This is a genomic window from Cohnella algarum (assembly GCF_016937515.1).
GTDB classification, from domain to species: domain Bacteria; phylum Bacillota; class Bacilli; order Paenibacillales; family Paenibacillaceae; genus Cohnella; species Cohnella algarum.
The window spans coordinates 994,389-1,021,250 of sequence record NZ_JAFHKM010000002.1 but is presented as its reverse complement, the minus strand read 5'-3'; the positions used below and the strand labels follow the sequence as shown (position 1 = coordinate 1,021,250).

Below are 26,862 nucleotides of genomic sequence, written 5' to 3'. Positions count from 1 at the left end.
TATAACAGAGGGGTTTTGGAGAGTGGTTTTTTACAAAGGTAAAAAAATATTAGTTACCGGTGGCACTGGTACGATTGGACAACACCTCGTTCGTCGACTTCTGCAAGATGAACCGACTGTTATACGTGTTTTTAGCCGAGACGAACATAAACAGTTCGAAATGCAACAGTCACTTCGGGAACTTAATAACATTCGATACTTGATCGGCGATGTTCGGGATGTTGATCGGCTGACTAGGGCTATGGAAGACATCGACTACGTGTTCCACTTAGCAGCGATGAAGCATGTCCCGGCATGTGAGTATAATCCGTTTGAGGCTGTGCAGACGAATGTCATCGGAACGCAAAATGTCATTCAAAGCGCGCTTTATTCCGGAGTTAAAAAGGTTTTATTCACTAGCACAGACAAGGCAATTTCACCAACGAACACGTACGGAGCCACTAAACTTATGGCGGAAAAATTAATCGCCGCATCGGAATACCAAAAAGGTCCCAAGCAGACTGTATTCTCCGCCGTTCGGTTCGGCAATGTGATGGGGGCCAGAGGTTCGGTTATCCCTTTGTTTGTAAGTCAAATCTTGAAGAATCGGAGCTTGTCCATTACAGACCCTAGCATGTTGAGGTATATGATGACGCCGAACCAAGCCATCCGACTTATATTGGAAGCTAACGAGAGGGCAAGCGGCGGAGAGATTTTTATTTTAAAGATGCCCGTTATTCGGCTCCAGGATTTGGCGGAAGTTATCCTTGAAGAGATGATTAAAAAGTATAGAATTGCGGATGAGATTGCCATAAACGAAATCGGAATTAGAGCCGGCGAAAAATTGTACGAGGAATTAATGACCGAGGACGAAAAGAAGCACGTTATTGAGGACACAAGCATGTACATCTTGCCTTCGATACATAAAGGTATTAAAACAAAACGAACGGAGCCGGTTTCTCTCCTGCGTTCATTCGAGGAACAAGCCATTCATAAGGAACTATTACGAAAATGGATACTGGAGGAGGGTCTGCTAGAATGAAGCTTTATCAGCAAGACCCGATTTATAAACTATACGAATCTCTCCAAAACCAACTAGCTATAATAAGCTGTGATATATTCGATACATTACTTTTGCGAACAGTTGATCAGCCGTCAGATGTTTTTGTAAAAGTCGGAGAAGAACTGCGTAAACGCGGATTATTAAGTAGCGAGATTGAGCCCGAGGCTTTCAAGGAAATAAGAATTTATGCTGAACAAAAAGCCAAAAAAGAAAAGAAAGCCCAGCACGGCTTTTCCGAAGTAAACTTAAACGAAATTTACCAAGTGATTCCTGACTGGGTTGTTGCCGATTCAAACGCAATGATACAAATTGAACTTGAATGCGAAATAAGTTGTTTGTATTTAAACCCGGTTATAAATTCCTTATTACAAGATGTCTATAAGCAAGGGATAAACATCGTACTCTTGTCGGATATGTATTTATCGTCGCAACAATTAAAAACGATCTTGGCTTCTACAGGCTTTGATTACTCCATCGTACAAAATATTATGGTTTCCAATGAATATAATTGCAGTAAAAGCGATAAAAGTTTATATAGTATCTTTTTAGCTCAGTTTAATCATATCAATCCTAATGAGATATTACATATAGGCGATAATCTGATTTCGGATGTTTTTAATGCTAGGGAACATAACATTCATGCAATTCACTATGATTCAAGAAAAGAATTAGGGACGGTTTTTGAGAGAGAACGAGCCAATGGAGGCGTTCCAGCTCCTCAAATATTATCCCTGAGGAAAATTGCTAGCCGTTTATCGGCTGCATACCCTGCAAAGGGACAATTTTGGTTTGAGTTTGGGGCTGCCGTATTGGGTCCGCTGCTAGTTATTTATTCGGAATGGGTCATTCGTCTTGCTGATCGCAAACGGATAAAGAATATTTACCCACTGATGAGAGAAGCTGGGGTTTTTAAAAAGCTACTAGAACGTTCTTTGAAAGAGAAGGGGAGAACAGACATTGTTGTAAAGCCTCTGTTTACTTCAAGGCGCGCTAGTTTTCTTCCTGGACATGGGGAATTAAATAAAAGCAAAATCGAACAAATCTTTAACAAAGAAAGTACGTTAACCGTAGGCGCATTATTTAAAAGATATCACATCGCTCTCCCGTTTAAACGGTTTGAGAAAGAAAAGTTATCCCAAGCGACATTTATCCAAATGGCAAGCGGGAAAACACTGAAGGAAGAAATTATTGTTTTTCTCGAAGAACCAGAAAGACTTAATCATATTAACGAAATGATCCGAAAGGCTAAAAATACATTTATTAAATATCTTCAGCAGGAATATGATCTTAGCGGTCCATTTTTGACTGTGGATATCGGTCACTCCGGTAATATTGGAAAAGCGTTAGACCAGGCACTTTCGGGAGTCATGTCCGACCCCATTTATCATGCCTTAACTTTCACTTCAAGGGGATCGTTGGAAAACTACATGGAGGAGTCGCGTATTTGCGGTTTTGTAAATCAAGCTGGCGTGGCCTCGGATTATACTCGCAGCAATAACTGGACACCTGCATTAATTGAACTTTTATTGATGGAAGATGTTGGGACTACCACAGGCTACCAGGAAAAAGGGGGTCTCGTTTATCCCGTTCAAGAGGTGCTGGAGAATGAGAAAACCAATAGGGAAGAAAAATTTTGGACCCATAAAGGCATATTAACTTTCCAAGAGCACTTTTTAGATCTCGTAAGCAAGAAACCTTTTCTCCTTGAGGAACTTTTTCAAGAAAGGGCTAAGCTTCATCGCCTAGTAACTCGGCTTATGGAGTTTCCTACCTATCAAGAAGCCGCTCATTTGGGCGACTTATATTTTGAAAACGAGTTTGTAAACGGGATTTCATTATCGCCGTTAATGACAGAAATTCAACTAGAAGAAGTCAAAAAAATAGGACCTGATCAATTTTTAAGAAAGAATAGGCCTCACAGCCAAGTGTGGCCGGCTGGCATGGTTGAACGGGTATACCCCAATGCTTCTTTGAACAGATTGTTTAAAGCTTCTACCGGTCAGAAAAAAATGATCGCAGAACTAAATGAGTATGTTTACACGAAAAGATTCCGAGAAGTAATTGTATACGGCGGAGGGGAGATAGGAAGCCAGCTTATTCGATTGCTTCGAACTTCCCAGGTAGATATAAGTTGCATAGTTGACTCGAATCCCCAATTATGGGGGAGTTACATTGAAGGAATTGAAATTATGTCTCTTGATAAAGCATTTGAATTAACCGCTTCGGTCTATATCATTGCATCATATGCCTATATGATCCAGATAAGAACGCTGCTTCAACAAAAGAGCAAGGAAGTCAATAAAGTACTTACCATTATTGATTACGAATCGCTTGTATAAAATGTTCTTGGAGGGGTGTTTTCGTGCGAAGAGTCATAACCTACGGAACTTTTGACTTGCTCCATTACGGGCACATTCACCTGCTTAGAAGAGCAAGCGAAATAGGCGATTACTTGATTGTCGGACTTTCCAGCGATTCGTTTAATGAAATAAAAGGAAAAAAAAGCTACTTTTCGTATGAGCATCGCTTGCTGCTCTTAAAATCCATTGTTTTTGTAAATGAAGTCATTCCGGAAAACAGTTGGGATCAGAAAAAGAAGGATATTATTCATCATAAGATCGATGCGCTTGTTATGGGAGACGATTGGAAGGGAAAATTCGACTCCTTGCAGGAAGTGTGCGAAGTGATCTATTTGCCGCGAACTCCGGAAATATCGACAACCCAGATTAAAATGGATTTGCAAAGAGAAGGGTACGGGGTGACATGATCAAGATTGTGGTATTCGGTACCGGTAGCAGCGCCAGGTCTTTTGTATCCAATCTCGATTTATCTAAATCGAAAATTGTAGGTTATTTGGATAATAATTTTGAGTTGGCGGGTTCTTCAATCGGAGAGGCTTTAATTTATTCGCCTAACCAAATCTCTCATCTAACATTTGATTATGTGGTTATTGCCAGTCAATTCGTAGAACCGATTTCAGAGCAATTGATTCAATTTGGAGTAGAACCGAAAAAAATAATTCCTTTCTATTATCGCCATTATTCTGATCAGGTCCAAAATTACCATAAGTCCGTATTGGATTCATTATATACTCAATTTAGTCGTAAAAAGGCTCGTCCGGAAATTGCTTTGATTTCAAACAGTTTTTCCGGATGCAATGCCCGAGCTTTATACGAGTTTATTCCAGATAAAATAAAGGAACAGTTTGAAGTCCAGCTAATAACCGAAAATAGCGAAAATAACGTCGCCCATGCGGATGTCGTGGTTACCACACATCGCAACTTCACTCTTAAGGGCGATCACATCAACATTGAACTATGGCACGGGTTTCCGCTTAAAGCTATGGGGCGAATGAACATCCAAACAGAAGACTCCGCTAATGTCGAATCTTGGCTTGAGGTGCAAGGAATTGCGTCCTATTCCGCTTTATATACGACATTAATGAGTGCATGTTTTCCTGCAAGAGGCCGCCAATTTTATATAACAGGCGTGCCTAGAAATGATTATTTGTTTTACTCGAACGGTCGGCAATGCCTTGAAAACGTGTTAAATGTCTCTCTTAACAACCAAAAAATTCTTTTCTATATGCCTACTTTTAGGACATATCAATCCAGGGGAACGATAGAAGGGGCTCGTGATTGGAGCCGGCTTTTTGATTTTGAAGACTTTAATCATCTTCGTTTTAAGAAGTTTCTCGAGCGCAATAATATTGCTTTAGTTGTGAAGCTACACAATTTTGAGGAGCAATCCTTTATGGATCAAGCAATTCAGCATCCGAATATTCATTTAATAAATGATGCCTTGCTTGAGGAACATGCTCTTGATTTGTATCAGGTATTAAATGCAGCAGGTATGCTTATCACCGATTACTCATCCATTTATTTCGATTATTTATTATTGAATCGTCCGATTCTATTTACGGCGACCGACTTGGAGGAGTATCGGAGCACAAGAGGATTTCTTTTGGAGCCTTATGATTGGTGGACTCCCGGGGATAAGGCGAACTCGCAAGCAGAGATGGAAAACTATATTTTAAATGCTTTAGAGGGAAGAGACTCTCACGATCAGCAAAGAAAGGTTATACGTAATCTTGTTCATCACTATCAGGACGGACACTCTGCGGAAAGAGTATGGGACATGATCCGCCAATTCGTTGAGGCAAGGATGGTTTCATGAGGCGAATAAGCGCTGTTATGTCGGTATACAATGGAGAGCTTTATATAGCGGAAGCCATCGAAAGTTTGTTAACTCAGACTCGCCGGCCGGACGAAATTATCGTGGTAGACGATGGATCGACTGATCAAACTAGGTCGATTATTCAACAGTATAGGGAAGTAACCTATATCTATCAAAACAATCAGGGCCCGTCAAAAGCCAGAAATACCGCTATTACGTATTCAAGCGGAGACTACATAGCCATACATGATGCTGACGACCGAAGTATGCCTGAACGCTTTGAATATCAAGCTAGAGTGTTGGATTCGAACTCTCTGGCAGATATGGTTTATTGCGATGTCAACGTAATTAACGAAACGGGTATAATTATAAACCGGCTGTCCAGTGAAGGAGTTTATATAAATAAAGAGGATTTCCTGGCTGCTCTGTTGGATCGACAAGTCATTCCTTGTTTACCCGCAATAATGGGCAGGCGAAAATGTTTTGAGACAGTTCCATATCCTGAAAATTTGGTACATGCGGAAGATTATTATCTCTCTATAGAAATGGCGAAACGATACGAGTTTCATTACATTCCCGAAGCTCTTTACGAATATCGAAGACACGATAGGAATCTAACAAATCGACATCAGAAACAAATGGAAGCAGAACAACAAATTGTTAAGAATGTTGGGAAGGATGAGATCTTTAAGACTGTTGAAAGATCGTCTTTCGATAGGTTAAGCAAAACAATCTTAAATGCCAAAATACTAATGAAAATCGGATTATATAGTGAAGCTTCAGCCTTACTCCAGAAGAATTTTGAACAAGATGAAGTCCTTTTTTTTCTGCAAGGAGTATGTTTTTATCAGTTGGGACTCCTTTATCAAGCTGAAAGTGCTTTTGAAAGTGCTATTCAACAAAATCGTACCCTAGCAGAAGGTTACAACAATCTTGGTTGTATTAAGTCTTTAAATGAACAATATATGGAAGCCTCTAGATTATTTGAAGAGGCTCTAAAGATTAGACCGACTTATATGGACGCGGAGAATAATCTGAAACTTTACAAAACTAAAAACGCATTGAGACTAACATTAAAGCCATTAAGAAAAGTGCTGACTACATATAAATAAAAGGAGCTAATGTCGCGTGCATACTGCAAAGGCAGCAATTATAACGAGAACAAAAGATAGACCGATTATGTTAAAAAGAGCTTTTAAAAGCGTTGCAGACCAGACTTTCTGTGACTGGGTTCATGTTATCGTAAATGATGGAGGCGAACAAGAAACGGTTGAGAAATTAGTTTCAGAGCTGCCTAGTCGTATACAAAAAAAAGTTGTTATTATCCATAATGAAGTTTCTCAAGGCATGGAGGCTGCCTCCAATATCGGCATAAAAGCAGTAGACAGTTCTTACATACTTATACACGACGACGATGATACGTTACAGCCAGACTTTCTAGAGCAGACTGTAAGCTTTTTAGAAAGTGCGGAGGGCGAGGACTTTGGCGGAGTTGCAACTAAAATAATACGAGTAATCGAAGAAATCGATGGAGATGAAATTCGTATTCATTCCAAAGATTTATGGAAACCGAATTTACAAAGCATAAGCTTAGCGGAGATGGCCATTCAAAATACGATTGTGCCAATATCAATTGTATATAGGCGGCATGTTCATCATTGCGTCGGGTATTACAATGAAAAGTTGCCCGTGTTGGGGGATTGGGATTTTTATCTTCGGTTTTTAAGCGAATTTAATATTCATCTCATTAATGAAGCTCTTGCCAATTATCATCACAGAATTTCCCTCAAAACAGGTGTTTACAGCAATACGATTTTTGGCCTTACGACTAAACACAACCAAGTAGCTACGCAAATAAGAAATGATTACTTAAGGAAAGATTTAAGAGAAGGAAAAATGGGCATAGGTCACTTAATAAATATTGCGAAAATAAACAGCTCAACGGACCACCTTCAAACGATGTACTTAATAGAACATGCCAAGAAATCGATCTTCAAGCAGTTGAAGTTTAATCAAGTTGGAACCGTTATCCTATATGGAACAGGAGAATTCGCAAAGGACTTATTTCAAATGCTCTTACAGAACGACATTGATGTGAAGCTGTTTGTGGATAGTAAAAAAGAAACTTGGGGAAGAACATTATTTCATGTTCCCATTGTATCTATCGAAGAGGCTGTCAAGTCGGAAATTGATAATTTTGTAGTGGGCTCTTTTAATTATGCGGAGGAGATAGCTGCTAATATAAATGCCGAATTCAAAAAAGCAAATAAGCAGCCCCGAATTTTTTGCCACTAACAAACAGTAGGTGAGATTGGTGAATGACTTCTTATGGATGAGAGATAAAAACCTATTGCAACTAAAGGAAAAAAACATAAAACTTTTGAGTTGCGATATTTTTGATACTTTAATGTTAAGGACAACAATTCATCCCGAAGACGTTTTTTTTCATGTTGCGGAAGAAGCATTGCGCCGAAAAGTTTTAAATCCCGCCGTTTCAGCGGAAGAATTTAAATTAATCAGAATGGCTGCAGATCGTGAAGCTCGTAGAGTATTGCAGACGGAAGTTAATTTTATTGAAATATATAATCAAATTCCTGAGCACTACGGCGACAAAGCCCGGTTAATGGAAATTGAACTTGAGGTTGAGAAAAAGTGCTTATTTCTAAACCCGAGCGTAGCGTCTTTTCTTCAATATTGCCATTCCAACGGTATTTCTATTATTTTGCTATCGGATATGTACTACTCTGCAGCTCAACTCGAGGAGCTTTTGAAACATGTAGGTTTTAACTGTGAGATCGTAAAGGAGATTATCGTATCAAGCGAACACCGGCTTACAAAATGGAATCAAGGAATGTTATTTACCGTCTTGTTGAAAAAATATCCTTATATCGATAAAAAGGCAATCGTACACATCGGAGATAATTATAAAACCGACGTGCTTAATTGCAAAAAATTCGGAATAGATGCGATCCACTACTATGGGAAGGAAGATCGAAATAGCAGCTTTGAACTGGAAAGACAGCGGCTGAACGAGCTTATCCCCGAGCTCTTTTCTTTACGTAAACTTGCATGGAATATGTCGGGAGCATTTTCAAAAGAAGAACGCTTTTGGTTTGAATTTGGGGCAGCTATATTAGGCCCTATAGAAATAGTGAGTATTGAATGGGTTATAGATTCGGCATTGAAAGAGAGGATTCGTAATATCTACCCTTTAATGAGAGGGGGGGAATTTCATACTAATTTGATCAATCGTTCTCTGGAGCATAGAGGTATTAAAGGTATTAAAGTCAAACCCCTTTATGTATCGAGAAGATCTACCTTCCTGCCTTCCATAAAGGAAATAAATAAGGACACGCTACAGTCATTATTGAACGTCTCTTGGATGACGGTAGAAGCTTTGTTTAGAAGGTTGAAAATATCCAATATTTTTGAAGACTATTCTGACGTTACATTAGGTCAATCGGAGAAGACTAATTTTGGAAATGGAAAGACCCTGAAACAGGTAATTACGAATTATTTGTTAAGCCCCGATTTAATGGAAAGGTTAAAACGAATTCAGGAATCCGAATCGGATTTACTATTGAAGTATCTGATTGGGAACTTTGATCTAAATGAGCCTTATATTACTTATGATATTGGGCATGCCGGGACCATTCAGTTTTCATTGGATCAGCATTTAAGAGGAAAAGGATATCCCAAAGGTATCCATTTAATGACGATGGCCAATGAAATGACGTTGGATCGAATTTTAAAGGGCTCGCAATTGAGAGGATTATTATGTAATGCGGGAATAAACGGGAAAATCTATCGTTCAAAAAATTGGATGCCGGGAATTATTGATGAACTTATTACCGAGAACGTGGGAAGCACGATTGGATATAAAAAAGAGCATTCTTCCAAAGTTGTCCCAATTTTAGAACAAAACGTTCATACTAATAATCAAAAAGCTAAGGAGCTCTGTCAGCAGGGCATCGTATTTTTTCAATCGCTTTTTTTAAATCTGCAAAAAGAAAAACCATGGATTCTAGAACGTATTTTGAACCAAAAAGAAAAGCTAATTTGGATCTTGTCGAGATTTATGGAATACCCGACTTATCAAGAGGCAGTAGAACTTGGCAATCTTGAACATGAGAATCTTTTTGATGAAGGCCATTCTTACGGCATTTTTTGCCCATCCCACTTAGAAAATCAAGTAAGAACCGAGGGTATTACATCCTTTGTTCAAAAACGAAGAACGAGTTTGCTCGTTTGGCCTGCCGGAGTAGTTGAGCGTGCATTTCCACATTACTCGAAAATAAGTTTATTTAAACAAGGAGACGCTAAAAACTCTCGAGCCTTTATGGCAAATTTGGCGCTGAAGTTACTTGAAGATGGCGAATGCGAAATTATGATTTATGGAGCCGGGCAAATGGGAGATGAGCTCGCGGATATTCTGAACGGAACGATTATCAAGGTTAAGTGCTTTATAGATAAAAATGAAAGTCTATGGGGATCAAACAAGAACGGAATTCCAGTCTTGTCCTTAGACGATGCTCTAAAATTAAAGGTAAGAACAGTGGCCGTTGCTTCATTTGCTTATACTTCGGAAATTATAAGAGACCTGAAGAACCTGAGCCAAAAAATGAAACTTGATTTAAAGATCGTGGCGGTTTGAATTGATGACGAATAGAAGAGGTGCTACATAATGGATTACCAAAAAGTACAACCCTATGTCATTGCGGAAATCGGATGCAACCATAAAGGGGATTTAAATATTGCAAAAGAAATGATAAAAGTAGCAGCACATTATTGCAAAGTTGATGCCGTTAAGTTCCAAAAAAGGAACCCCAAAGAACTTCTTTCATCTGACGAATACAATGCTCCCCATCCGAATCCTCAACACGCTTATGGTTCGAGTTACGGAGAACACAGGGAATTTCTTGAGCTAACTATAGAGCAGCACGAGGAACTTGTTCATGAATGCAAGACTAATGGAATTGAGTATAGTTCATCCGTATGGGACGTAACATCCGCTATTGAGGTGGCTGATTTAAATCCAAAGTTCATAAAAATCCCGTCGGCGTGCAACCTTGATTTTGATATGCTAGGGGTGCTTCTGGAAAGATATTCGGGCGATGTTCACCTATCATTTGGGATGACAACACCGGAAGAGGAAGAGCAAGTAATTGCCTTCTTTAATAATCTTGGAAGACTTGATAGTCTGGTCATTTACTCATGCGTATCGGGATACCCCGTTTCGTTTGAGGATTTATCTTTGCTTGATATTCAAAGATTAAGAGATAGATATGAATCTAAAGTAAAAAGCATTGGGTTTTCCGGTCATCATCTAGGAATAGCTGCCGACATTGCAGCATTAACTTTAGGAGCCAAATATTTTGAACGTCACTTTACGCTTGATCGTACTTGGAAAGGAACAGATCATGCGGCAAGTTTGGAGCCCGATGGCATGAGACGGCTTGTGAGAGATATCCGAAACGTGAATAAAGCTTTAACTTATAAACGGGAGGATCTACTTGACGTTGAAAAAGTACAGCGAAACAAACTTAAAAGAAAAGTGTGAAAAAATTGTTGCATATATACCGGTAAGAGGCGGAAGCAAAGGAATCCCAAATAAAAATATTAAACTGTTTTGCGGAATGCCTTTGGTTTACTGGGTTGTTAAAGCGGCTGTCGAGTGCGAAATTATTGGCAAAGTCTTTGTAGCAACGGAGAATGAACAAATTGAACAGGTCGTAAAAAGCTTTGTCTTACCCAAAGTCTCGGTTATCAGTCGAAGCGAAGAGTCCGCTACAGATACTGCTTCCACAGAGTACGGTATGCTTGAGTTTGCAGAACAATACGACTTCGATAAAATCGTTCTAATTCAAGCTACTTCGCCATTATTGGAAAGCGAGGATTTAACGCAAGCTATTCAAAAGTATTATGAAAGTAAAGTTGATTCTCTAGTATCTGTCGTACGTCAAAAAAGATTTTTGTGGAAACAGGAAGATAACCTTGCTATACCTGTCAATTATAATCCCTCCAATAGACCGTTAAGGCAGCAATGGGATGGTTTTTTGGTAGAGAACGGTGCCTTCTACATGACGACGAAAGATCGGTTGTTAAAGTCAAAGTGCAGGATTTCGGGAGAAATAACAGCATATGAAATGCATGAAGAAACGTATTTTGAAATCGATGATCTGGCGGATTGGATAATTGCAGAACAGCTTAAACTTAAACGCGGGAAACTTCAATCGTTAAGTCACATTAAGTTGCTTATTTCCGATGTCGATGGGGTGTTGACGGATGCCGGTATGTATTATTCTTCCGACGGACAAGAATTAAAGAAGTTCAATACTCGAGACGGCAAAGGAATCGAATTGATTCGGGCTGCCGGAATTCACGTTATGCTGTTGACGTCAGAAAACATTGAATTGGTGAAAAGAAGAGGAGAAAAGCTCAAAGCCGATTATATTTTTATGGGGATTACAGATAAAAAGATGTTTCTGGAGCATTTTTTCAAAAATCACCCTGAATATTCCTTTAATTCAACCGCATACATCGGGGATGATATTAATGATTTGGAGTGTATCCAACTTTCGAGTTTCTCAGCCGCGCCGTCAGATAGCCACGAAGAGGTCCGAAAATATGCGAAGTATATTTGTAAAACCGAAGGCGGTAAGGGCTGTGTCAGGGAAGTTTGCGATTTGTTGATTAAAGAAAGAGCAAGATAGGTGGTGTTCCGAAACTCCATGAATTCTAAAAAAGTTATCGTGTTTGGCACCGGAAAACTAAGCCTTGAACATTATATTGCTTCAATATCTCCCAACTATTATGTTGACAACGATAAAAATAAATGGGGAATTATTCATAACGGAGCATTGGTGAAGAATCCTGACTCGCTGCTGAACGAGGACAAAAATAACTTGATTGTGATCATTGCAAGTATGTACGTTCTTGAGATATCCGAACAACTTAATTCTTATGGCTTAATTGCCGGTGTTCATTATTTTGAAATTAGCGAAATGCATAACGAAAATTTTTTTAGAGCAATCTATAAAGATGTCTCCAAGTTTAAAAATATTCATGAAGGCAAAAGAGCGTTCATTATTGGTAATGGTCCTAGCCTTACAATTAATGACTTGGAGCTGCTACAAAATGAAATTACATTTGCTTCAAACAGCATACATGTTGCATTTCAAGAAACAAATTGGAGACCCCAGTACTATACAATAACCGACGACATGGCTGCAAAAAATAAAAAAAGTACGATACGAAATATTAGGGCTGTTAAATTTTTTCCAAAAGAACTTTTTCGAACTTTAGGTGATATGGTTGAGGCCTACTGGTTAAAAGAGAACAACTTTTTTGGTTCCAATCGGGGATCCCAAAGATTTTCTGAAGATATTTCAAAGGAAATTTTTACTGGCGGAACAGTTACCTTTTTTAATATCCAACTAGCTTATTATATGGGAATTAAAAAAATTTATTTTCTTGGTCTAGACTTTAATTATCAAGGATTACCTCCTACTCCGCCTGGGGATCAATTAGTATATTATCATCAAGAAGGTAAACATAAGACGCACTTTCATTCGGAATATCATAATAATGGTGAAGTGTGCTATTACCCTGATCTAAACAAACATTATCAAGTGCTGCTGTATGCACACCAATTTTTGAGTGGAAAAGTAGAGATGTATAACGCATCGCGTTCAACTGAGTTGGACATTTTCCCTCGAGTCAATTTAGATGAAATTCTATATTAAAGGAGAATTTATTGTGGAGTTGCAAAAGATTTTTCCTGATCTTAAAAATAAGAAAATTATAGTTTGGGGCACAGGGGATTTTTATCAAAAGTGTAAGGGTAAGATCAATTTAAACCCTTACTGCTTTATCGACAATAACTCAAATAACTGGGGACAAAAATTGGATGGTAAATTAATTTATAGTCCTTCGATTTTAAATGAGATAGAGAAAAGTGAAGTAGGACTCCTTATTTTAAGCTCATTTTTTGATGAAATTCTTCTACAGGTAAAAGAAATGCCTAAAATGCCGGAAATAATTATGAACTGGGATATGATAGAAAGCGGAATTTACGATTTTACCTGTATGAAGGTTAAAGAGTTAAAAGAAAAATTCGACATAGACATAAAAAGTCATATCTGCGATTTATGTGGGGAATCTAGTTTTGAGTTGCTTTATGATAAAGGAAGAAATCGCAAAATTTTATTTAACTATATTTGTTTGAATTGTGGTGCGGTATTTACATACCCAAGGTTAACAATACATCAGCATGAGGAACTATATTTGAATGGTGAATTTTCAAAAAAAGCAAGAAAAAGTGAAAGACCGGATGATGAAAAGTTCAAATTTTGTGAGTCTCAGGCATATGAACGATTTAAACTAATAGAAACACTACTGCCGACTGAAATATACGATAGTAGAATAAAAAAGGTTATCGAGATTGGTTCTGGAACAGGAAGCTTCCTTAATATAATGAGTATAGTGGGCTGGGAGACTTTGGGTGTCGAACCGGATAAGGAATATGCTAATTCTTCAATGGAGAGATATAATATATCGGTTAAGAATTCGATGCTGGAAAATACCCCAATACCAGCTAACTACGCGGATTTAGTTTGCTCTTTTCAAGTTATTGAACATGTACAGAGTCCTTTTGACTTTCTTACTCGAGTCAAACGATTTTTAAAAGAAGATGGATACATTTTCATTGAGTGTCCTGGAATTGATAATATGCACACTCCAATGGATGACTTTTTTTGGGATGTTCATGTTAATACCTTTTCAGAAGAAGTTTTAAAGTCCTATTTACTTAAATCCGGATTTAATGTAGTGAGCTCAGGATATAACAGCTTGGGTTTTCTGTGGGTTTTAGGAAAAAAATCAACTTTAACTGATGTGCGTAACCTTCAAATAATCAATTTTAAAAACGCCCAAAGAATAAAGAATATTGTAGGTCAGGCAAAAAGTCCTTTAAAAAAGAATGCTGAAAAAATAGCAGTTTTACCTACAAATTACCCAGCAACGTATAAGTTTGGTCACGTAGGATATCACTTAAATACTAATGCTGGAGATACTCTTTTGTTTCCATATGTAAGGAAAGTGTTTCAATCACATTTTAGAAATTGTGAGTTTAAATTATTTAATATTCACGAGGCAGTCACAGAAAAAACCATTGAAAGTATCAATAAATTGGATGCTCTTATAATTGGCGGAGGTGGCCTTTTTTTAGCGGATACTAATCCCAACGAGAAATCCGGTTGGCAGTGGCCTTGTCCAACTGAACTTCTAAAAAAAATTGAAGTTCCTATTATTGTTTTTGCGGCAGGATATAATAGGTTTAGAGGACAATCTGATTTCTTGCCGGTCTTTTATAAAAATATACAAACATTAATCGAGAAAAGCGTATTTTTTGGAATCAGAAATAGCGGTAGCATAAAAGCCCTTAAAGAATACGTACCGCAAAAACATTGGAATAAAATCGAATATCAACCATGCCCAACAACGCTTATAAAATATTTAGATCCAATTCAAAATCAATCAATTAGTAAAAAAGCTGCTATAAACATTGCAATGGATCGTCCATTTCTAAGATTCGGCAGGGACTATACCGACGTAATAAAAAAAGTAATAAGAATTACTCATTACCTTATAGAGAATAATTGGAACGTTAAATTATTTCACCATCATCATCTGGATGAACAAAGCCGCCTTTGGTTTAAGCGTTATAACTTGGAGATAGAAGAGGTTAATTTAAATCAAGCTCCCCCAGATAAGGTTATTGAATATTATTCTGAAGTTGATTTGTCAATTGGTATGAGAGGTCATGCACAAATGGTTCCTTTTGGGTTAGGCAAGCCGATTTTTTCTTTAATTAGTCATGATAAATTGAAGTACTTTTTGGAGGATATTGGACATCCAGAGTGGGGAGTAGATGTACATTCTCCAGATATGGAGCAAAATTTTATTCGTTTTGTAGAAGCTTCTAGTTTCGATGAATTAAACCTTGAAATAAATAGGATTCAAAGTGATTTATGGAGCATTACAAACAAAAATATTCAAAAAATAAAAAACATAATTGACAATAATACAGGGAGATAGTTAATTTATGCTGAATCGTTTGATCGAAAAGTTAATTGATCATGACGAAAACCTTAAAAAAAAAGAAATAGTAATTTTTGGTGTGGGTAAAGGTGGGAAATTAACGTATTCTGCATTGAGAATATTGAACTATGAACCTGCCTTCTTTACAGACAATAATGCAGAAAAGTGGGGAGAAAACCTACATGGATTGAAAGTAATGAAACCAGAATACCTTCTATCTTTGTCCAAAGACCGATTATTTATTTTAATATCAAGCACGCATACCAATCAAATTATTGGGCAGTTAGAAGATTTAGGTTTTATAGCGGACACTCACTTTATTCCTTTGTTCGGGGATATAAATGATACTAAATCATCTCCTAATGATGTAACTAGAAGGAAACGAGTTTTTAATGGAGTTGAAATTGGAAAATACACATATGGAGCAGAAAAACATTGTACTCCAACAACTTTACTGAAGAGTGTAGGAGCTTTCTGCTCTATAAACTATCATACTTATATTGGATACCGCAATCACCCTACAGCTTTACTATCAACCCACCCTTTTCTTTATCATAATAAAGATGTGGTTACATTAGATAAGGTGCCTGTAGGCTTGTTGGATCAATATGGACAAAGTATATTGGATATTTTTAAGATATCCAATAATCGCAATGTCGTTATTGGTAACGATGTTTGGATCGGCACTGGCGTCATTATTTTACCCGGAGTAAATATTGGGAATGGAGCTATTATTGGGGCGGGAGCGGTTGTAACAAAAGATATCCCTGATTATGCTATTGTAGTCGGAGTCCCCGCTAAAGTAATCAAATTCCGGTTCAATGAAGAACAAATAGCAATTTTAAATAAAGTACAGTGGTGGGATTGGGAAGATGAAAAAATTGTAGAAAACCACAAGTTATTCAAGGAACCTAAATTATTTTTTGAAGAATATAAAAATAGTTTATGAAATTAATATCCAAAGTAAGGGGAAAAGAAATGACCAGGGTTGCTTTATTAACCGAATGCAGATCTTTCAATCCTTTAGACTCCATTGACGAAAAGCTTAAATCAGTAGGTGGAAATACAGGGAATATTGCATACATTTCAGCTTTAAGAGAAATATTCAATGCTACTCAAATTCATTATACAGAATTAAATAGTGCTCTTTTGGAAGACAAATTTGATACATACATCGTAGGGAATCTTTCATGGATAATTGAAGATAAGCCAATTGACCCTTATTTTTATAATTGTTTTAGAAAAATAATCGAGAAAGGGAAAAAATTTATTCCTATCAGCGTTGGTACACAAACGGCAAAATACAAGAAAGATTTCAAATACCACCCCACAACTTTAACATGGCTAAAAGAAATAAATGAACAGGCCATTATCGCTTGTAGAGGTGAATATACTGCGAATGTTTTGAGTTCAAATGGCGTTAAAAACATAGAAGTTATTGGATGTCCCTCGTTATTCCACAAGTTGGATTCCGATTTTAAAATTTATAAAAAGGATCAAATAAATAAGAATGCTAAAATAGCATCTGGGATTACGCCTTGGCCAAATAGAAATATGGAGCTGCAAAAAGTTAAGGATTTTTTTGAGTTTATAATGAAAAATCAATTTGAATTTATTGAGCAGACTAATGCACTCTGGGTTGAACATATAACCAAGGCGGATTCAAATTTTAATGATAAATTGCAAGTCTATTTAAAAGAATACTCTAAAATGTTTTTTAACATTGGGGAATGGAGGAGCTATTGCAATACCCTTGATTTTTCATTTGGTGGCCGCTTTCATGGAAATGTTATACCTCTATTGGAGGGTGTCCCCTCACTTTTTATTACAATAGATGCAAGGACAAGAGAAATGTGTGAATATTTCAAGTTTCCTTTTATAGACATTGGAGAATTTGACTTTAATTTGACTGCACAAGAATTGTATGATATGGCTGATTATAGTGACTTCAATAAGCATTATAAGAGTCTTTATTTGAAATTTGAGCAATTTGCGGAAAAGAACGGATTGAAAATAGCAGGGGGATATTAATGGAAAAAGTCCTCTTCACTTCCATTGGAAGAAGAGTTCAGCTTGCAAGGCATTTTATTGAGCATGGATGGGAAGTTATAGGCGCGGATGCTAATCCGGATGAATGTGCAACAAGGAACATAGTCCCTCAAATATATAAAGTACCCAAATCTGATGATCAAGGATACCTTGAGCAATTGCTAGAGATATGTAAGCTCGAACAAGTAAATTGCTTAATTCCGTTGTTCGAGCCGGAACTGGTAAAACTAGCGTTCCTTAAAAAAGAATTTCAAGAGGTGGGTACACGAATCGTTGTATCAGATGTTGAAAAATTGCAAGTATGTTTGAATAAGTTCACATTATACCAATATCTAAGGAATAGTAAAATTCTTACTCCCGACACTTATGACTCTTACGAACGTATAGATGGGAACTCTAAATGGGTGGTTAAACCCAAAACAGGAATGGGAAGCAAAGATGTATACATAACAAATAAAAGTGATGCATCGTTTGTTTGGAATAAAGTTTATGACCCCATAATTCAAAGATATATTGAGGGTCAAGAATATAGCATTGATGCTTTCGTAGCTGATAATGGCCGAGTTTTGTCAATCGTCCCCAGAAAGAGATTGGAAGTTCGCTCGGGAGAAGTTAGCAAATCGGTTACGATTCGTGATGTTGCTTTAACGGAACAAACGCTACAACTTTTACGGCAGCTTCAATTAAGTGGCCCTGTTACTCTACAAGGAATAAAAGAGAGAACGACAGGGCTGTTTTACTTTATTGAAATTAACCCAAGATTCGGTGGCGGAGTTCCTTTAACGATCCATTCAGGGGTACCTTATGCAGACTTTTTAAAAACAGGGTATCAACAGTATGAAAATTTGTATCCTTATCAAGCGGGTTTAAAGATGTTGCGGTATGATGAGGCAGTATTTGTAAATGATAAAGGTAGTGAATGATCTTGACGAACGTATTAGTTTTTCCCGCCAATACAGAAGCCGCTTTAGAAATAAATCTTGCACTCGGTAAAATTATTCATTTTCATTTGTTTGGTGTTGGAGACTCTAATTGCCCGGATGAGAGCGGCCAATTTATTTTCGTGAATTACATTGGCAACTTAAATATGAATGAGGATACGTTTGTTGAACAAATGAACGAACTAATAATAAGGCATAGTATAAATATAATCTTTCCTGCAAGTCCCGAAGCGTTGACTCTTTTGGCTTTCCATCGGCTTGCTTTAAAAGCTGAAGTCATTGCTCCAGAATACCAAACGATAGTTCATTGCTTAAATAACGAAAAAACCAATGCCATGTTTAAAGAATTTCTTCAATTATATGGAAAAGACGATTTAAAACAGTCGTTAATATATTGTTTAACTGATGGAAAATATCAATTGAGGTTTATATCCAATATTGAAGAGCAACTGCAATCGGTAGAAATTATAAATCGAATTCATACTATTGCATATGCAATTAATTCAAGCCTTAGATTAAGAGGGCCTTGGTCGTTTCAAGTTTGTTTTTTAGAAAATGGTAAGTTAACTGGTTTAAAAATCATTCCAGGTATTGTTCCTTCCATGTCGGCTTGTCGAATGAAAGGAGTTAATCTTGCTGCCCTTAGCGTATTTGACCACATTGGTCACGAGATTGAAGTGAATTTGGATCATTTTTCTATGAAAAGGCAGAAATTAACGGCTTGGAGATACCAATTGGATTATGAATATGACGATGTTTATATGGATTTGGATGAAACTATCCTTATCCGTGGGCAAGTAAACCCAATAATGATGGCCTTTCTTTTCCAGTGTCGTAATAAAGGAAAAAGAGTCCATCTTATTACAAAACACCGATATAATTTGAAAGAGACCTTGGAAAAGTACGGGATTTCGGCTTTATTCGAAACGATTATTTGGCTCAAACAATCTGATGAAAAATGCCGACATATGAAGAAGAAGCGTGCAATTTTTATTGATGACGCATATTCTGAACGGAAAAAAGTATCCTTGGAGCTTGGAATTCCCACTTTTGAGGTCAGTGCAGTGGAGAGTTTGATAGATTGGAGACTTTAATTGAGCTTTCTCTTCTGACTTAGGAGCGAACAAACATGAATAAAGAATATATAAAAGAAAAACTGAGCCAGTTAAAAAATCAAATTCATGCTAGAGAAATTGTAATTTGGGGAGGAGGCACACATGGAGAAATAGTTTCTGAAGTTTTGAACGAATTAGGTTTATATTGTCGTACAGTAATCGATAGTTCAATAGAGATATCAGGTTCCCTGAAGTTTGGAAAAGTAGTGAGGAATCCGCAGTATATTTCCGGAAAAAATAAAACAACTTTTGTCATTGTAGCTATGACACATTTCTATGATGAGGTTAAGAATAAACTAAACGATCTAGGGTACATCGAAGCAGAAAGAGACTTTGTATACATCGGTACCATTAAAAATATTAGATGTATTTGTTCTTCTATTGGCGAAGAACTAAACGAATATTCTGATCAGTATAATAATCATATTTTTGGTCGCTTTCAAGCTGTTAATAGTAAAATTATTTTTAAAGGAGTAAATAACAAAGTCATAATTGGAAAAAACACCATTTTAAGAGACTGCACTATCGTCTTTCTGTCGAATGATGGGGTATGTATGGTAGGGGAATGTTCTCAATATAGAGGAAAGATTTTTATTGGTTCAAACTGTACTGTAAACATTGGTAACCATCTTTGGGTAACAAATAACTGTTGCATTACTACAGCAGAAGATACATCTGTTGAAGTTGGACATGATTGTATGTTCGCATCAAACAATATGATAAGCACCCATGACTATCACCCGATTTATAATGTAAAAAATGGTGAGCGAATAAATAAAAGTAAATCAATAAAAATTGGAGATCATGTTTGGTTGGCTGATCGTGCTGTACTTTTATCCGGCTCCAACATAAGTAATGGTAGCATTGTTGGACACAGTGCCGTCGTAAAAACCCGTATTCCAAACAATTGCATAGCGGCTGGGATTCCTGCACGCATAATTAAACGTGATATTGCATGGGATAAAACAGACTTGACGCAAATGCATTATGAATTTGCTTCAAAGTACTCTTCAGATAAACAGTATTGGAATTTTACCGATTTAACTATTGAATAGAGATTTTATGATGAATTGGAGACTATAAATCAATGAGTAAAATTTATCATGAACATGATCGAATGTGGGAAAAGGACAAAATTAAAATCATCGATTGCAAGACCTGTGGATTTATTCATTTGTATCCAATTCCAACCAAGAATGATATTGAGGAATTTTACAAGTTGAGTTATTTTTCGGAAATAAAGCCATTTGATTATGGTACAGTAACAGAATCATATGTAGAGAAGAAAACGGAGCAAGTTTTGCAGAATAGTTCATATAAATATATATATAATAAAGTAATAAACCTATTGCATAGATCATGTTCCAGTTCCTTTCGCATGCTTGATATTGGTTGTGGCAATGACTTACTTGCAAAGTACTTTCAGATTGCCGGATGGGAAACAAACGTTCTGGAACCTAATAAAGATGCTGCTTATTATTTAAGTCGATTTGGAATCAGTGTCTGCGAACGCTTTGCGGAAGAAATTGATGAAATTGGTTTTAAAGACCTTTCATTTGTAAATATTCAGTTCGTATTAGAACACATTGCGGACCCTGTAAGTCTTCTTGAAAAAGTACACAAGGCAATGGCTCCAGGGGGGTTATCCGTATTTGTGTTCCCAATGATTTTAGTGACGGACAATTAGCCTATCAAGGATATTACAAAGAGAAATTACACTGGGTCGTTAAACCGGATCATATTAATTACTTCACCTTTTCATCCCTAAGTCAATTGCTTGAAAGGTGTGGATTTGATGAAATGTACAGGACGACTAATTTTCCTCTCGAGTTTCTTTTGCTCGGAGGAATAAATTATTATTCAAATGAAGACGATCTTCAAAAAGTTGGACCATTCGTCCAACAATTTCATCAGGCATTCGCACAAACAGGTCGCTGGGGGAAACTATCTAAACTCTATGAATCTCTGGCTCAACTCGAAATGGGGCGCTCCGTCTTTATGTTCGCAGTCAAACGTTAATGTTAGATTTAACAGTTGAAAGGAGTATTTCACATGCCTCAAGAATTCAACATCGCCGGAAGACCAATCGGTCCAGACCAAAAGCCTTTCGTCATCGCTGAAATGTCCGGCAACCATAATCAATCGTTGGACCGTGCATTAGCAATTGTAGACGCTGCAGCGGATGCGGGGGTCGATGCCCTGAAGCTCCAAACCTACACGGCCGATACGATGACGCTCGATATCGGCGAAGGCGATTTCTTTATCGAGGATCCGGCGAGCCTATGGAAGGGCGAGTCGCTTTATAAACTCTACCAGCAAGCGTATACGCCTTGGGAGTGGCATGAACCGATCTTCAAGCGTTGCCGCGAACGCGGAATTATTCCGTTCAGCACGCCGTTCGACGAAAGTGCGGTGGATTTTCTGGAGAGTTTGAATGCGCCCGCTTATAAGATCGCATCATTTGAAAATACGGATCTCCCTTTAATCCGAAGGGCCGCCCGAACTGGGAAGCCGCTAATTATCTCTACCGGTATGGCGACGATAGCCGAGTTGGATGAGACGGTAAGAGCGGCACGCGAAGCCGGCTGCAACAATCTGGTTTTATTGAAGTGCACAAGTACTTATCCGGCTACCCCAGAAAACTCCAATCTGGCAACGATGCCGCATTTGGGCCAATTGTTTGACTGTCAAGTCGGCATCTCCGACCACACGATGGGAATTGGAGTCAGCGTTGCGAGCGTGGCGCTGGGAGGGACGGTGATCGAAAAGCACTTTACTCTCTCAAGGGCGGAAGGAGGCGTAGATTCGGCGTTCTCGATGGAGCCGCACGAAATGAGAGCTTTAGTGGAAGAATCCGCAAAAGCTTGGCAGAGCATCGGGCAAATTCAATACGGTCCGACGGCAGCCGAAAAGCCTTCCTTGAAACATCGCCGTTCCCTCTACATCGTTAAGGATTTGAAAGCCGGCGATGTATTGACTCCAGACAATGTCCGCGCCATTCGTCCGGGCGCCGGGCTGTCTCCTAAATACTACGAAACAATTCTGGGCCGAGTCGTAAAACAGGATGTTAAATACGGAACCCCTGTCGATTGGGATCTGATATAAAGATTTAGCGGGACGCCATGATGGCGTTCTTTGCGTTATAATGGGTTAAAGCTATACGATTTTTTCCGTTTCGTTCCGATAAAGATTAAAGTACATATTTTTAGCCTTTACCCATCTTTCGGAGGCCTGAATGAAAACCATCATCATCATCCAAGCACGCATGGGCTCCTCCCGTTTGCCAGGTAAAATTCTGATGCCGCTTGGCGATAGCGTCGTGTTGGATTATGTCGTTTCCCGGTGCAAGCAGGTACGAAACGTGTCGGACGTTATCGTCGCGACTTCGGCGCTTCCGCAAGACGACGCCGTGGAGGAATGGTGTAGAAAGAATAACGTCAGCTTTTTCCGGGGTTCGGAAGATGATGTGCTGTCCCGGTACGTTGATGCTGCCAAACCCTATGCTCCCGATTGCGTCGTTCGAGTAACCGGCGACTGTCCATTCGTCGATTATCAGCTCACGGAATCGTTTATTGAAGCGATGGAGCGCAACCCTTCGAAGGATCTTGTCGTTTGGGATGGCGAATTGCCGCGCGGTCTTGTAGCGGAAGTGCTTACGTACGATGCGTTATTGCGGATCGACAGGGAAGGACAGGAGCCGCGTCATCGCGAGCATGTAACTTACTACGCGCACGAATTTCCGGGGAAATATTCGAGGACTGTCGTTCCCGTACCTGAGCCACTGCGTTTTCCGAAGCTGAGAATTACGCTGGATACGGTGGAAGATTACGCGCTCTGCCGTGCCGTTGCGGATGCTTTCCCAGGGAACAAGCTGATTCCTTCTTCCGATGTTGTCGCTTTCCTCAATACCCATCCGGAAGCGGCTCAGCTAAATGCGCATATCGAACAAAAGCCGGTGGTCTAACGATGACGAAAATCGCCGTCTTCCGCACCGACGCCTCATCCCTCATCGGATCGGGGCACGTCATGCGCTGTCTCGCTTTGGCGGACAGTTTGCGCGTTAATGGCTTCGAGTCGATTTTTGTCTGTCGGCGGCTTCAAGGGCATCTTTGCGAATATATTCGAAATAAGGGGTATGACGTCGAATGGATCGATTCGAACGATGACGAATTTCGTCCGGAATCGGATGCGATCATGACAAAGGAAATTTTGGCGCGAGTAGCGAGCCCTATCGCCTGGCTGATTATCGACCACTACGGAATCGACCGGAACTGGGAAATTCAAATGGGATCTTTGGCGAATCGCATTCTGGTCATCGACGACTTGGCCAACAGGCCGCACCTTTGCGATATTCTCGTCGACCAGAACGCTTACGAGCGCATGGAATCGAGATATAAGGATCTCTTGCCGCCGCAATGCTTGCAGCTGTTGGGCCCCGGATATTTGCTGCTGCGACCGTCGTTTTACGAAGCGAGAAAATCGCTGCGGGCAAGAGACGGCAGCCTGCGAAGGCTTCTCGTTTTTTTCGGCGGAAGCGACCCGACGAACGAGACGGCAAAAGCGCTGCGAGCGCTAGCCCGCCGAGCGGACGACGAACCGTCTTTTCACACTGACGTGGTCATCGGCTCCGCCAATCCTTATCGCGGCGAAGTAACCGCCATGTGTGCGGAACGACCTTATGCGAAACTGCACGTTCAAGCCGAAAATATGGCCGAACTCATCGCATCCGCCGATTTCGCGCTGGGCGCCGGGGGCGTTGCGATGTGGGAGCGGTGCTATCTGGGATTGCCTTCGGCCGTGACGGTCGTCGCGGATAATCAGGCGGCCAGCGTGCGCTGCGCAGCTCAAACGGGCGCAGTCGCCTATCTTGGCGAGAGCGCCGAGACGAACGCCGACACTTACGCCCGTGCCATCGAGAAAGCGCTCGAATCACCGAGCGAACTGCTCGAGATGTCGAAGCGTGCGCTTGAAATTACCGAAAGCCGGGCGGACCGGACGGAGAGCCCGGTCGCCTCTGCCATGCTCGAAATGGACCGGCGTGGGTAGAGTGGCATGCTCGACACGGACCGGCATAGATAACACGGATAATAGAACCAAGGAGAGTGCAAAACTTGAACATCCTGCTCACCGGCGGCGCCGGTTTTATCGGCAGATGGGTAGCCAAGCGGCTGCTCGAAGACGGGCATTCCGTCTGGATTTTGGACGACCTGTCCAACGGCAGGGAGGTCAACCTCGAGGAATTCCGAAATCATCCGGGACTGAAGGCTTTCGTCAAAGGCACGATCCTGGACGAGCCGCTGCTGGACCGATTATTTGCGGAGCATAACTTTAATGTCATTTACCATCTCGGAGCCTCGATCAACGTGCAGGACTCGATCGACGATCCGCGGACGACGTTCAACAACGATACGATCGGCACCTTCTATCTGCTCGAACAATGCCGCAAGCACGGCGTCAAAATGGTGTTCATGAGCACCTGCATGGTATACGACCGCTGCACGGAGCCGGCCGGGATCGACGAGCGCCACCCGATCAAGCCGGCCTCGCCTTACGCGGGAGCCAAGATCGCGGCCGAGAATATGGTTCTGTCCTACTACCACGCGTACGGTCTGCCGACCGTCGTGATCCGGCCGTTCAACACGTACGGGCCATATCAGAAAACCGGGGGAGAGGGCGGCGTCGTCGCGATCTTCATCAAAAACAAGCTGTCCGGCCGCACGCTCAACATTTACGGCGACGGTACGCAAACGCGCGACCTTCTCTATGTGGAGGACTGCGCCCGGTTTGTCGTCCAGGCCGGCTACTCGAACGCGGCGGACGGCCAAATCGTCAACGCCGGACTTGGCCGCGACATCGCGATTAACGACCTGGCCGAGCTGATCGTCGGCGACAAGTCCCGGATCGCGCATGTCGAGCATATTCATCCGCAAAGCGAAATTCCGAAGCTGCTTTGCAACTCGGCGAAAGCGGAGCGCCTTTTGGGCTGGAAGCCGGAAGTGACGCTGGAGGAAGGCATCCGTCGGACGGAGGACTGGATTCGGACGTCGAATTTGATCTAAACAGGCCGATCGGCGACCTTGATTCGGACGTCGAATCTGGTCTGAGGCGCGGAAGTGACAGACTGTTAATTTTCAAGGAGACGTCAACGATGGCGAACATACCGGCAAACGTCCCCAAGCGGGATACCTTTCTGTCCTACGGCAAGCAATGGATCGACGAGGACGATATCGAGGCGGTCGTCCGAACGCTTAGAAGCGAATATATTACGCAAGGTCCGGCGATCGAACGTTTCGAACGCAAGGTGGCGGATTACGCGGGGGCAAAATACGCGGTTGCCTTCTGCAACGGCACGGCGGCGCTCCACGGCGCCTGCCATGCGGCCGGGATCGGCCCGGGAGACGAGGTCGTCACGACGCCGATCACGTTTCTGGCGAGCAGCAACTGCGTGCTGTACCAGGGCGGCACGCCGGTGTTTGCGGATATCGATCCGCAAACGTACAATCTGGCCCCCGATCAAGTCGCAGCCAGGCTGACGGACAAGACGAAGGCGATTATCGCCGTGGACTTCGCCGGCCAGCCCGCGGAAATGGATAAGCTGGCCAAGCTCGCCCGCGACCGCAACCTCATCCTGATCGAGGATGCGGCGCACTCTCTCGGCGCCGACTATAAAGGCCGCAAAGTCGGAACATGGGCGGATATGACGATGTTCAGCTTCCACCCGGTCAAGCACGTGACGACCGGCGAAGGCGGCATGATCGTGACCGACAGGGAAGACCTTTACGAAAAGCTGCAGCTGTTCCGAAACCACGGCATGACGCGGGATCCCAGGCTGCTGACGCAAAACGACGGCCCCTGGTATTACGAAATGCAGACGCTCGGCTACAACTACCGGATGACCGATTTGCAGGCGGCGCTCGGCTGCTCCCAGATGGACAAGCTGGACGGGTTTGTCGCAAGACGCAGGGAGATCGCAGCGCGGTATAACGAAGCTTTTTCCGCCATCCCGGGTCTCGTCGTGCCCCGCCAGCATCCGGATACGAATTCCAGCTGGCACCTGTACATGCTTCGCTGGGACGAACGGACGATGCCGGGAGCCCGGGACCGGGCATTCGACATGTTGCGCGCCCGTCATATCGGCGTTCACGTCCATTATATTCCGATCTACCGGCAGCCCTATTACAAGCAGCTCGGCTATACGGCGGAAGGCTGTCCGAACGCGGAAGCTTACTATCGCACGGCGATGACCCTGCCGATGTTTCCTGCCATGACGGACGAAGACGTAAACGACGTCATCCAAGCTATCCAACAAACGGCAGCGGCGATTTTTAGGCAATAACGCCAAAAAGAAAGCGCTTTGACACCGCTTACAACAATTTCGTTGACACCATTCTTTTCCTGATGTATATTCGGGTTGTGGGCTAGGCCAAATCGCCATTGT

The 26,862-nt window shown here is 40.9% G+C and carries 21 protein-coding genes and 1 pseudogene; all 22 read left to right on the top strand.

The features are described 5' to 3' along the window. The first annotated feature begins 22 nt into the window (after nucleotides 1-22). The 22 genes and pseudogenes from JW799_RS04660 to pseC all read left to right on the top strand — a co-directional run bounded on the left by JW799_RS04660 (nucleotide 23) and on the right by pseC (nucleotide 26,760). Nucleotides 23-1,021, top strand: coding sequence for an SDR family NAD(P)-dependent oxidoreductase (locus tag JW799_RS04660; RefSeq protein WP_205428831.1), 999 nt, complete (start codon nucleotides 23-25; stop codon nucleotides 1,019-1,021). Then, the gene (locus JW799_RS04655; RefSeq protein WP_205428830.1) at nucleotides 1,018-3,381 is read left to right on the top strand and encodes a hypothetical protein; all 2,364 of its coding nucleotides are present in this window, start codon (nucleotides 1,018-1,020) and stop codon (nucleotides 3,379-3,381) included. Before JW799_RS04660 ends, JW799_RS04655 begins: the two co-directional genes overlap by 4 nt. A 23-nt stretch (nucleotides 3,382-3,404) precedes the next feature. Then, nucleotides 3,405-3,809 (top strand): glycerol-3-phosphate cytidylyltransferase, encoded by a 405-nt coding sequence (tagD, locus tag JW799_RS04650; protein WP_205428829.1) that lies wholly within the window; start codon nucleotides 3,405-3,407, stop codon nucleotides 3,807-3,809. Continuing rightward, on the top strand, nucleotides 3,806-5,218 hold the full coding sequence (locus JW799_RS04645) for a CDP-glycerol glycerophosphotransferase family protein (RefSeq protein ID WP_205428828.1): 1,413 nt from the start codon (nucleotides 3,806-3,808) through the stop codon (nucleotides 5,216-5,218). The genes tagD and JW799_RS04645 overlap by 4 nt, the downstream gene beginning before the upstream one ends. 17 nt (nucleotides 5,219-5,235) lie before the next feature. Then, on the top strand, nucleotides 5,236-6,330 hold the full coding sequence (locus tag JW799_RS04640) for a glycosyltransferase (RefSeq protein WP_205428826.1): 1,095 nt from the start codon (nucleotides 5,236-5,238) through the stop codon (nucleotides 6,328-6,330). Between the two features lie 16 nt (nucleotides 6,331-6,346). Next, on the top strand, nucleotides 6,347-7,513 hold the full coding sequence (locus JW799_RS04635; RefSeq protein ID WP_205428824.1) for a glycosyltransferase: 1,167 nt from the start codon (nucleotides 6,347-6,349) through the stop codon (nucleotides 7,511-7,513). Nucleotides 7,514-7,550: 37 nt separating this feature from the next. Next, nucleotides 7,551-9,872 carry a hypothetical protein gene (locus JW799_RS04630; protein WP_205428823.1) on the top strand — a complete coding sequence of 774 codons (2,322 nt, stop codon included), beginning with the start codon at nucleotides 7,551-7,553 and terminating at the stop codon, nucleotides 9,870-9,872. Nucleotides 9,873-9,902: 30 nt separating this feature from the next. Then, nucleotides 9,903-10,778 (top strand): N-acetylneuraminate synthase family protein, encoded by an 876-nt coding sequence (locus JW799_RS04625; protein ID WP_205428822.1) that lies wholly within the window; start codon nucleotides 9,903-9,905, stop codon nucleotides 10,776-10,778. Continuing rightward, nucleotides 10,738-11,931 carry an N-acylneuraminate cytidylyltransferase gene (locus tag JW799_RS04620; RefSeq protein WP_205428821.1) on the top strand — a complete coding sequence of 398 codons (1,194 nt, stop codon included), beginning with the start codon at nucleotides 10,738-10,740 and terminating at the stop codon, nucleotides 11,929-11,931. The genes JW799_RS04625 and JW799_RS04620 overlap by 41 nt, the downstream gene beginning before the upstream one ends. Before the next feature lie 18 nt (nucleotides 11,932-11,949). Then, on the top strand, nucleotides 11,950-12,963 hold the full coding sequence (locus tag JW799_RS04615; protein ID WP_205428820.1) for a 6-hydroxymethylpterin diphosphokinase MptE-like protein: 1,014 nt from the start codon (nucleotides 11,950-11,952) through the stop codon (nucleotides 12,961-12,963). Nucleotides 12,964-12,976: 13 nt separating this feature from the next. After that, nucleotides 12,977-15,316 (top strand): polysaccharide pyruvyl transferase family protein, encoded by a 2,340-nt coding sequence (locus JW799_RS04610; RefSeq protein WP_205428819.1) that lies wholly within the window; start codon nucleotides 12,977-12,979, stop codon nucleotides 15,314-15,316. 655 nt (nucleotides 15,317-15,971) lie between these two features. Next, nucleotides 15,972-16,268: pseudogene (locus tag JW799_RS29950) on the top strand (CatB-related O-acetyltransferase); the annotation flags it as partial. A 29-nt stretch (nucleotides 16,269-16,297) separates the two neighbouring features. Next, entirely contained in the window at nucleotides 16,298-17,350 is a 1,053-nt protein-coding gene (locus tag JW799_RS04600; RefSeq protein ID WP_205428818.1) for a polysaccharide pyruvyl transferase family protein, read from the top strand. Continuing rightward, nucleotides 17,350-18,291, top strand: a complete 942-nt coding sequence (locus tag JW799_RS04595; protein ID WP_205428817.1) for an ATP-grasp domain-containing protein — start codon at nucleotides 17,350-17,352, stop codon at nucleotides 18,289-18,291. The genes JW799_RS04600 and JW799_RS04595 overlap by 1 nt, the downstream gene beginning before the upstream one ends. A gap of 2 nt (nucleotides 18,292-18,293) precedes the next feature. Further along, nucleotides 18,294-19,403, top strand: a complete 1,110-nt coding sequence (locus JW799_RS04590; protein ID WP_205428816.1) for a hypothetical protein — start codon at nucleotides 18,294-18,296, stop codon at nucleotides 19,401-19,403. A gap of 35 nt (nucleotides 19,404-19,438) precedes the next feature. Beyond that, nucleotides 19,439-20,479, top strand: a complete 1,041-nt coding sequence (locus JW799_RS04585) for an acyltransferase (RefSeq protein ID WP_205428814.1) — start codon at nucleotides 19,439-19,441, stop codon at nucleotides 20,477-20,479. Between the two features lie 32 nt (nucleotides 20,480-20,511). Continuing rightward, entirely contained in the window at nucleotides 20,512-21,111 is a 600-nt protein-coding gene (locus JW799_RS04580) for a class I SAM-dependent methyltransferase (RefSeq protein WP_205428812.1), read from the top strand. A 365-nt stretch (nucleotides 21,112-21,476) separates the two neighbouring features. Next, nucleotides 21,477-22,529 (top strand): pseudaminic acid synthase, encoded by a 1,053-nt coding sequence (pseI, locus tag JW799_RS04575; protein ID WP_205428810.1) that lies wholly within the window; start codon nucleotides 21,477-21,479, stop codon nucleotides 22,527-22,529. Between the two features lie 130 nt (nucleotides 22,530-22,659). Continuing rightward, nucleotides 22,660-23,388: a cytidylyltransferase domain-containing protein gene (locus JW799_RS04570; RefSeq protein WP_205428809.1), complete on the top strand. Its 729-nt coding sequence runs from the start codon at nucleotides 22,660-22,662 to the stop codon at nucleotides 23,386-23,388. A 2-nt stretch (nucleotides 23,389-23,390) separates the two neighbouring features. Continuing rightward, the gene (gene pseG, locus JW799_RS04565) at nucleotides 23,391-24,470 is read left to right on the top strand and encodes a UDP-2,4-diacetamido-2,4,6-trideoxy-beta-L-altropyranose hydrolase (protein ID WP_205428808.1); all 1,080 of its coding nucleotides are present in this window, start codon (nucleotides 23,391-23,393) and stop codon (nucleotides 24,468-24,470) included. A 65-nt stretch (nucleotides 24,471-24,535) separates the two neighbouring features. Next, complete coding sequence (locus JW799_RS04560) at nucleotides 24,536-25,483, top strand: dTDP-glucose 4,6-dehydratase (protein ID WP_205428807.1); 948 nt, start codon at nucleotides 24,536-24,538, stop codon at nucleotides 25,481-25,483. Nucleotides 25,484-25,572: 89 nt separating this feature from the next. Beyond that, nucleotides 25,573-26,760, top strand: coding sequence for a UDP-4-amino-4,6-dideoxy-N-acetyl-beta-L-altrosamine transaminase (pseC, locus tag JW799_RS04555; protein WP_205428806.1), 1,188 nt, complete (start codon nucleotides 25,573-25,575; stop codon nucleotides 26,758-26,760). Nucleotides 26,761-26,862 lie beyond the last annotated feature (102 nt).

Bases quoted from the DNA above. Each gene is read 5' to 3' on its own strand.
- JW799_RS04655 (WP_205428830.1), top strand. From the start codon at position 1,018: ATGAAGCTTTATCAGCAAGACCCGATTTATAAACTATACGAATCTCTC.
- JW799_RS04645 (WP_205428828.1), top strand. From the start codon at position 3,806: ATGATCAAGATTGTGGTATTCGGTACCGGTAGCAGCGCCAGGTCTTTT.
- JW799_RS04640 (WP_205428826.1), top strand. From the start codon at position 5,236: ATGTCGGTATACAATGGAGAGCTTTATATAGCGGAAGCCATCGAAAGT.
- JW799_RS04630 (WP_205428823.1), top strand. From the start codon at position 7,551: ATGAGAGATAAAAACCTATTGCAACTAAAGGAAAAAAACATAAAACTT.
- JW799_RS04625 (WP_205428822.1), top strand. From the start codon at position 9,903: ATGGATTACCAAAAAGTACAACCCTATGTCATTGCGGAAATCGGATGC.
- JW799_RS04615 (WP_205428820.1), top strand. From the start codon at position 11,950: ATGAATTCTAAAAAAGTTATCGTGTTTGGCACCGGAAAACTAAGCCTT.
- JW799_RS04600 (WP_205428818.1), top strand. From the start codon at position 16,298: ATGACCAGGGTTGCTTTATTAACCGAATGCAGATCTTTCAATCCTTTA.
- JW799_RS04595 (WP_205428817.1), top strand. From the start codon at position 17,350: ATGGAAAAAGTCCTCTTCACTTCCATTGGAAGAAGAGTTCAGCTTGCA.
- JW799_RS04585 (WP_205428814.1), top strand. From the start codon at position 19,439: ATGAATAAAGAATATATAAAAGAAAAACTGAGCCAGTTAAAAAATCAA.
- JW799_RS04580 (WP_205428812.1), top strand. From the start codon at position 20,512: ATGAGTAAAATTTATCATGAACATGATCGAATGTGGGAAAAGGACAAA.
- pseI (WP_205428810.1), top strand. From the start codon at position 21,477: ATGCCTCAAGAATTCAACATCGCCGGAAGACCAATCGGTCCAGACCAA.
- JW799_RS04570 (WP_205428809.1), top strand. From the start codon at position 22,660: ATGAAAACCATCATCATCATCCAAGCACGCATGGGCTCCTCCCGTTTG.
- pseG (WP_205428808.1), top strand. From the start codon at position 23,391: ATGACGAAAATCGCCGTCTTCCGCACCGACGCCTCATCCCTCATCGGA.
- pseC (WP_205428806.1), top strand. From the start codon at position 25,573: ATGGCGAACATACCGGCAAACGTCCCCAAGCGGGATACCTTTCTGTCC.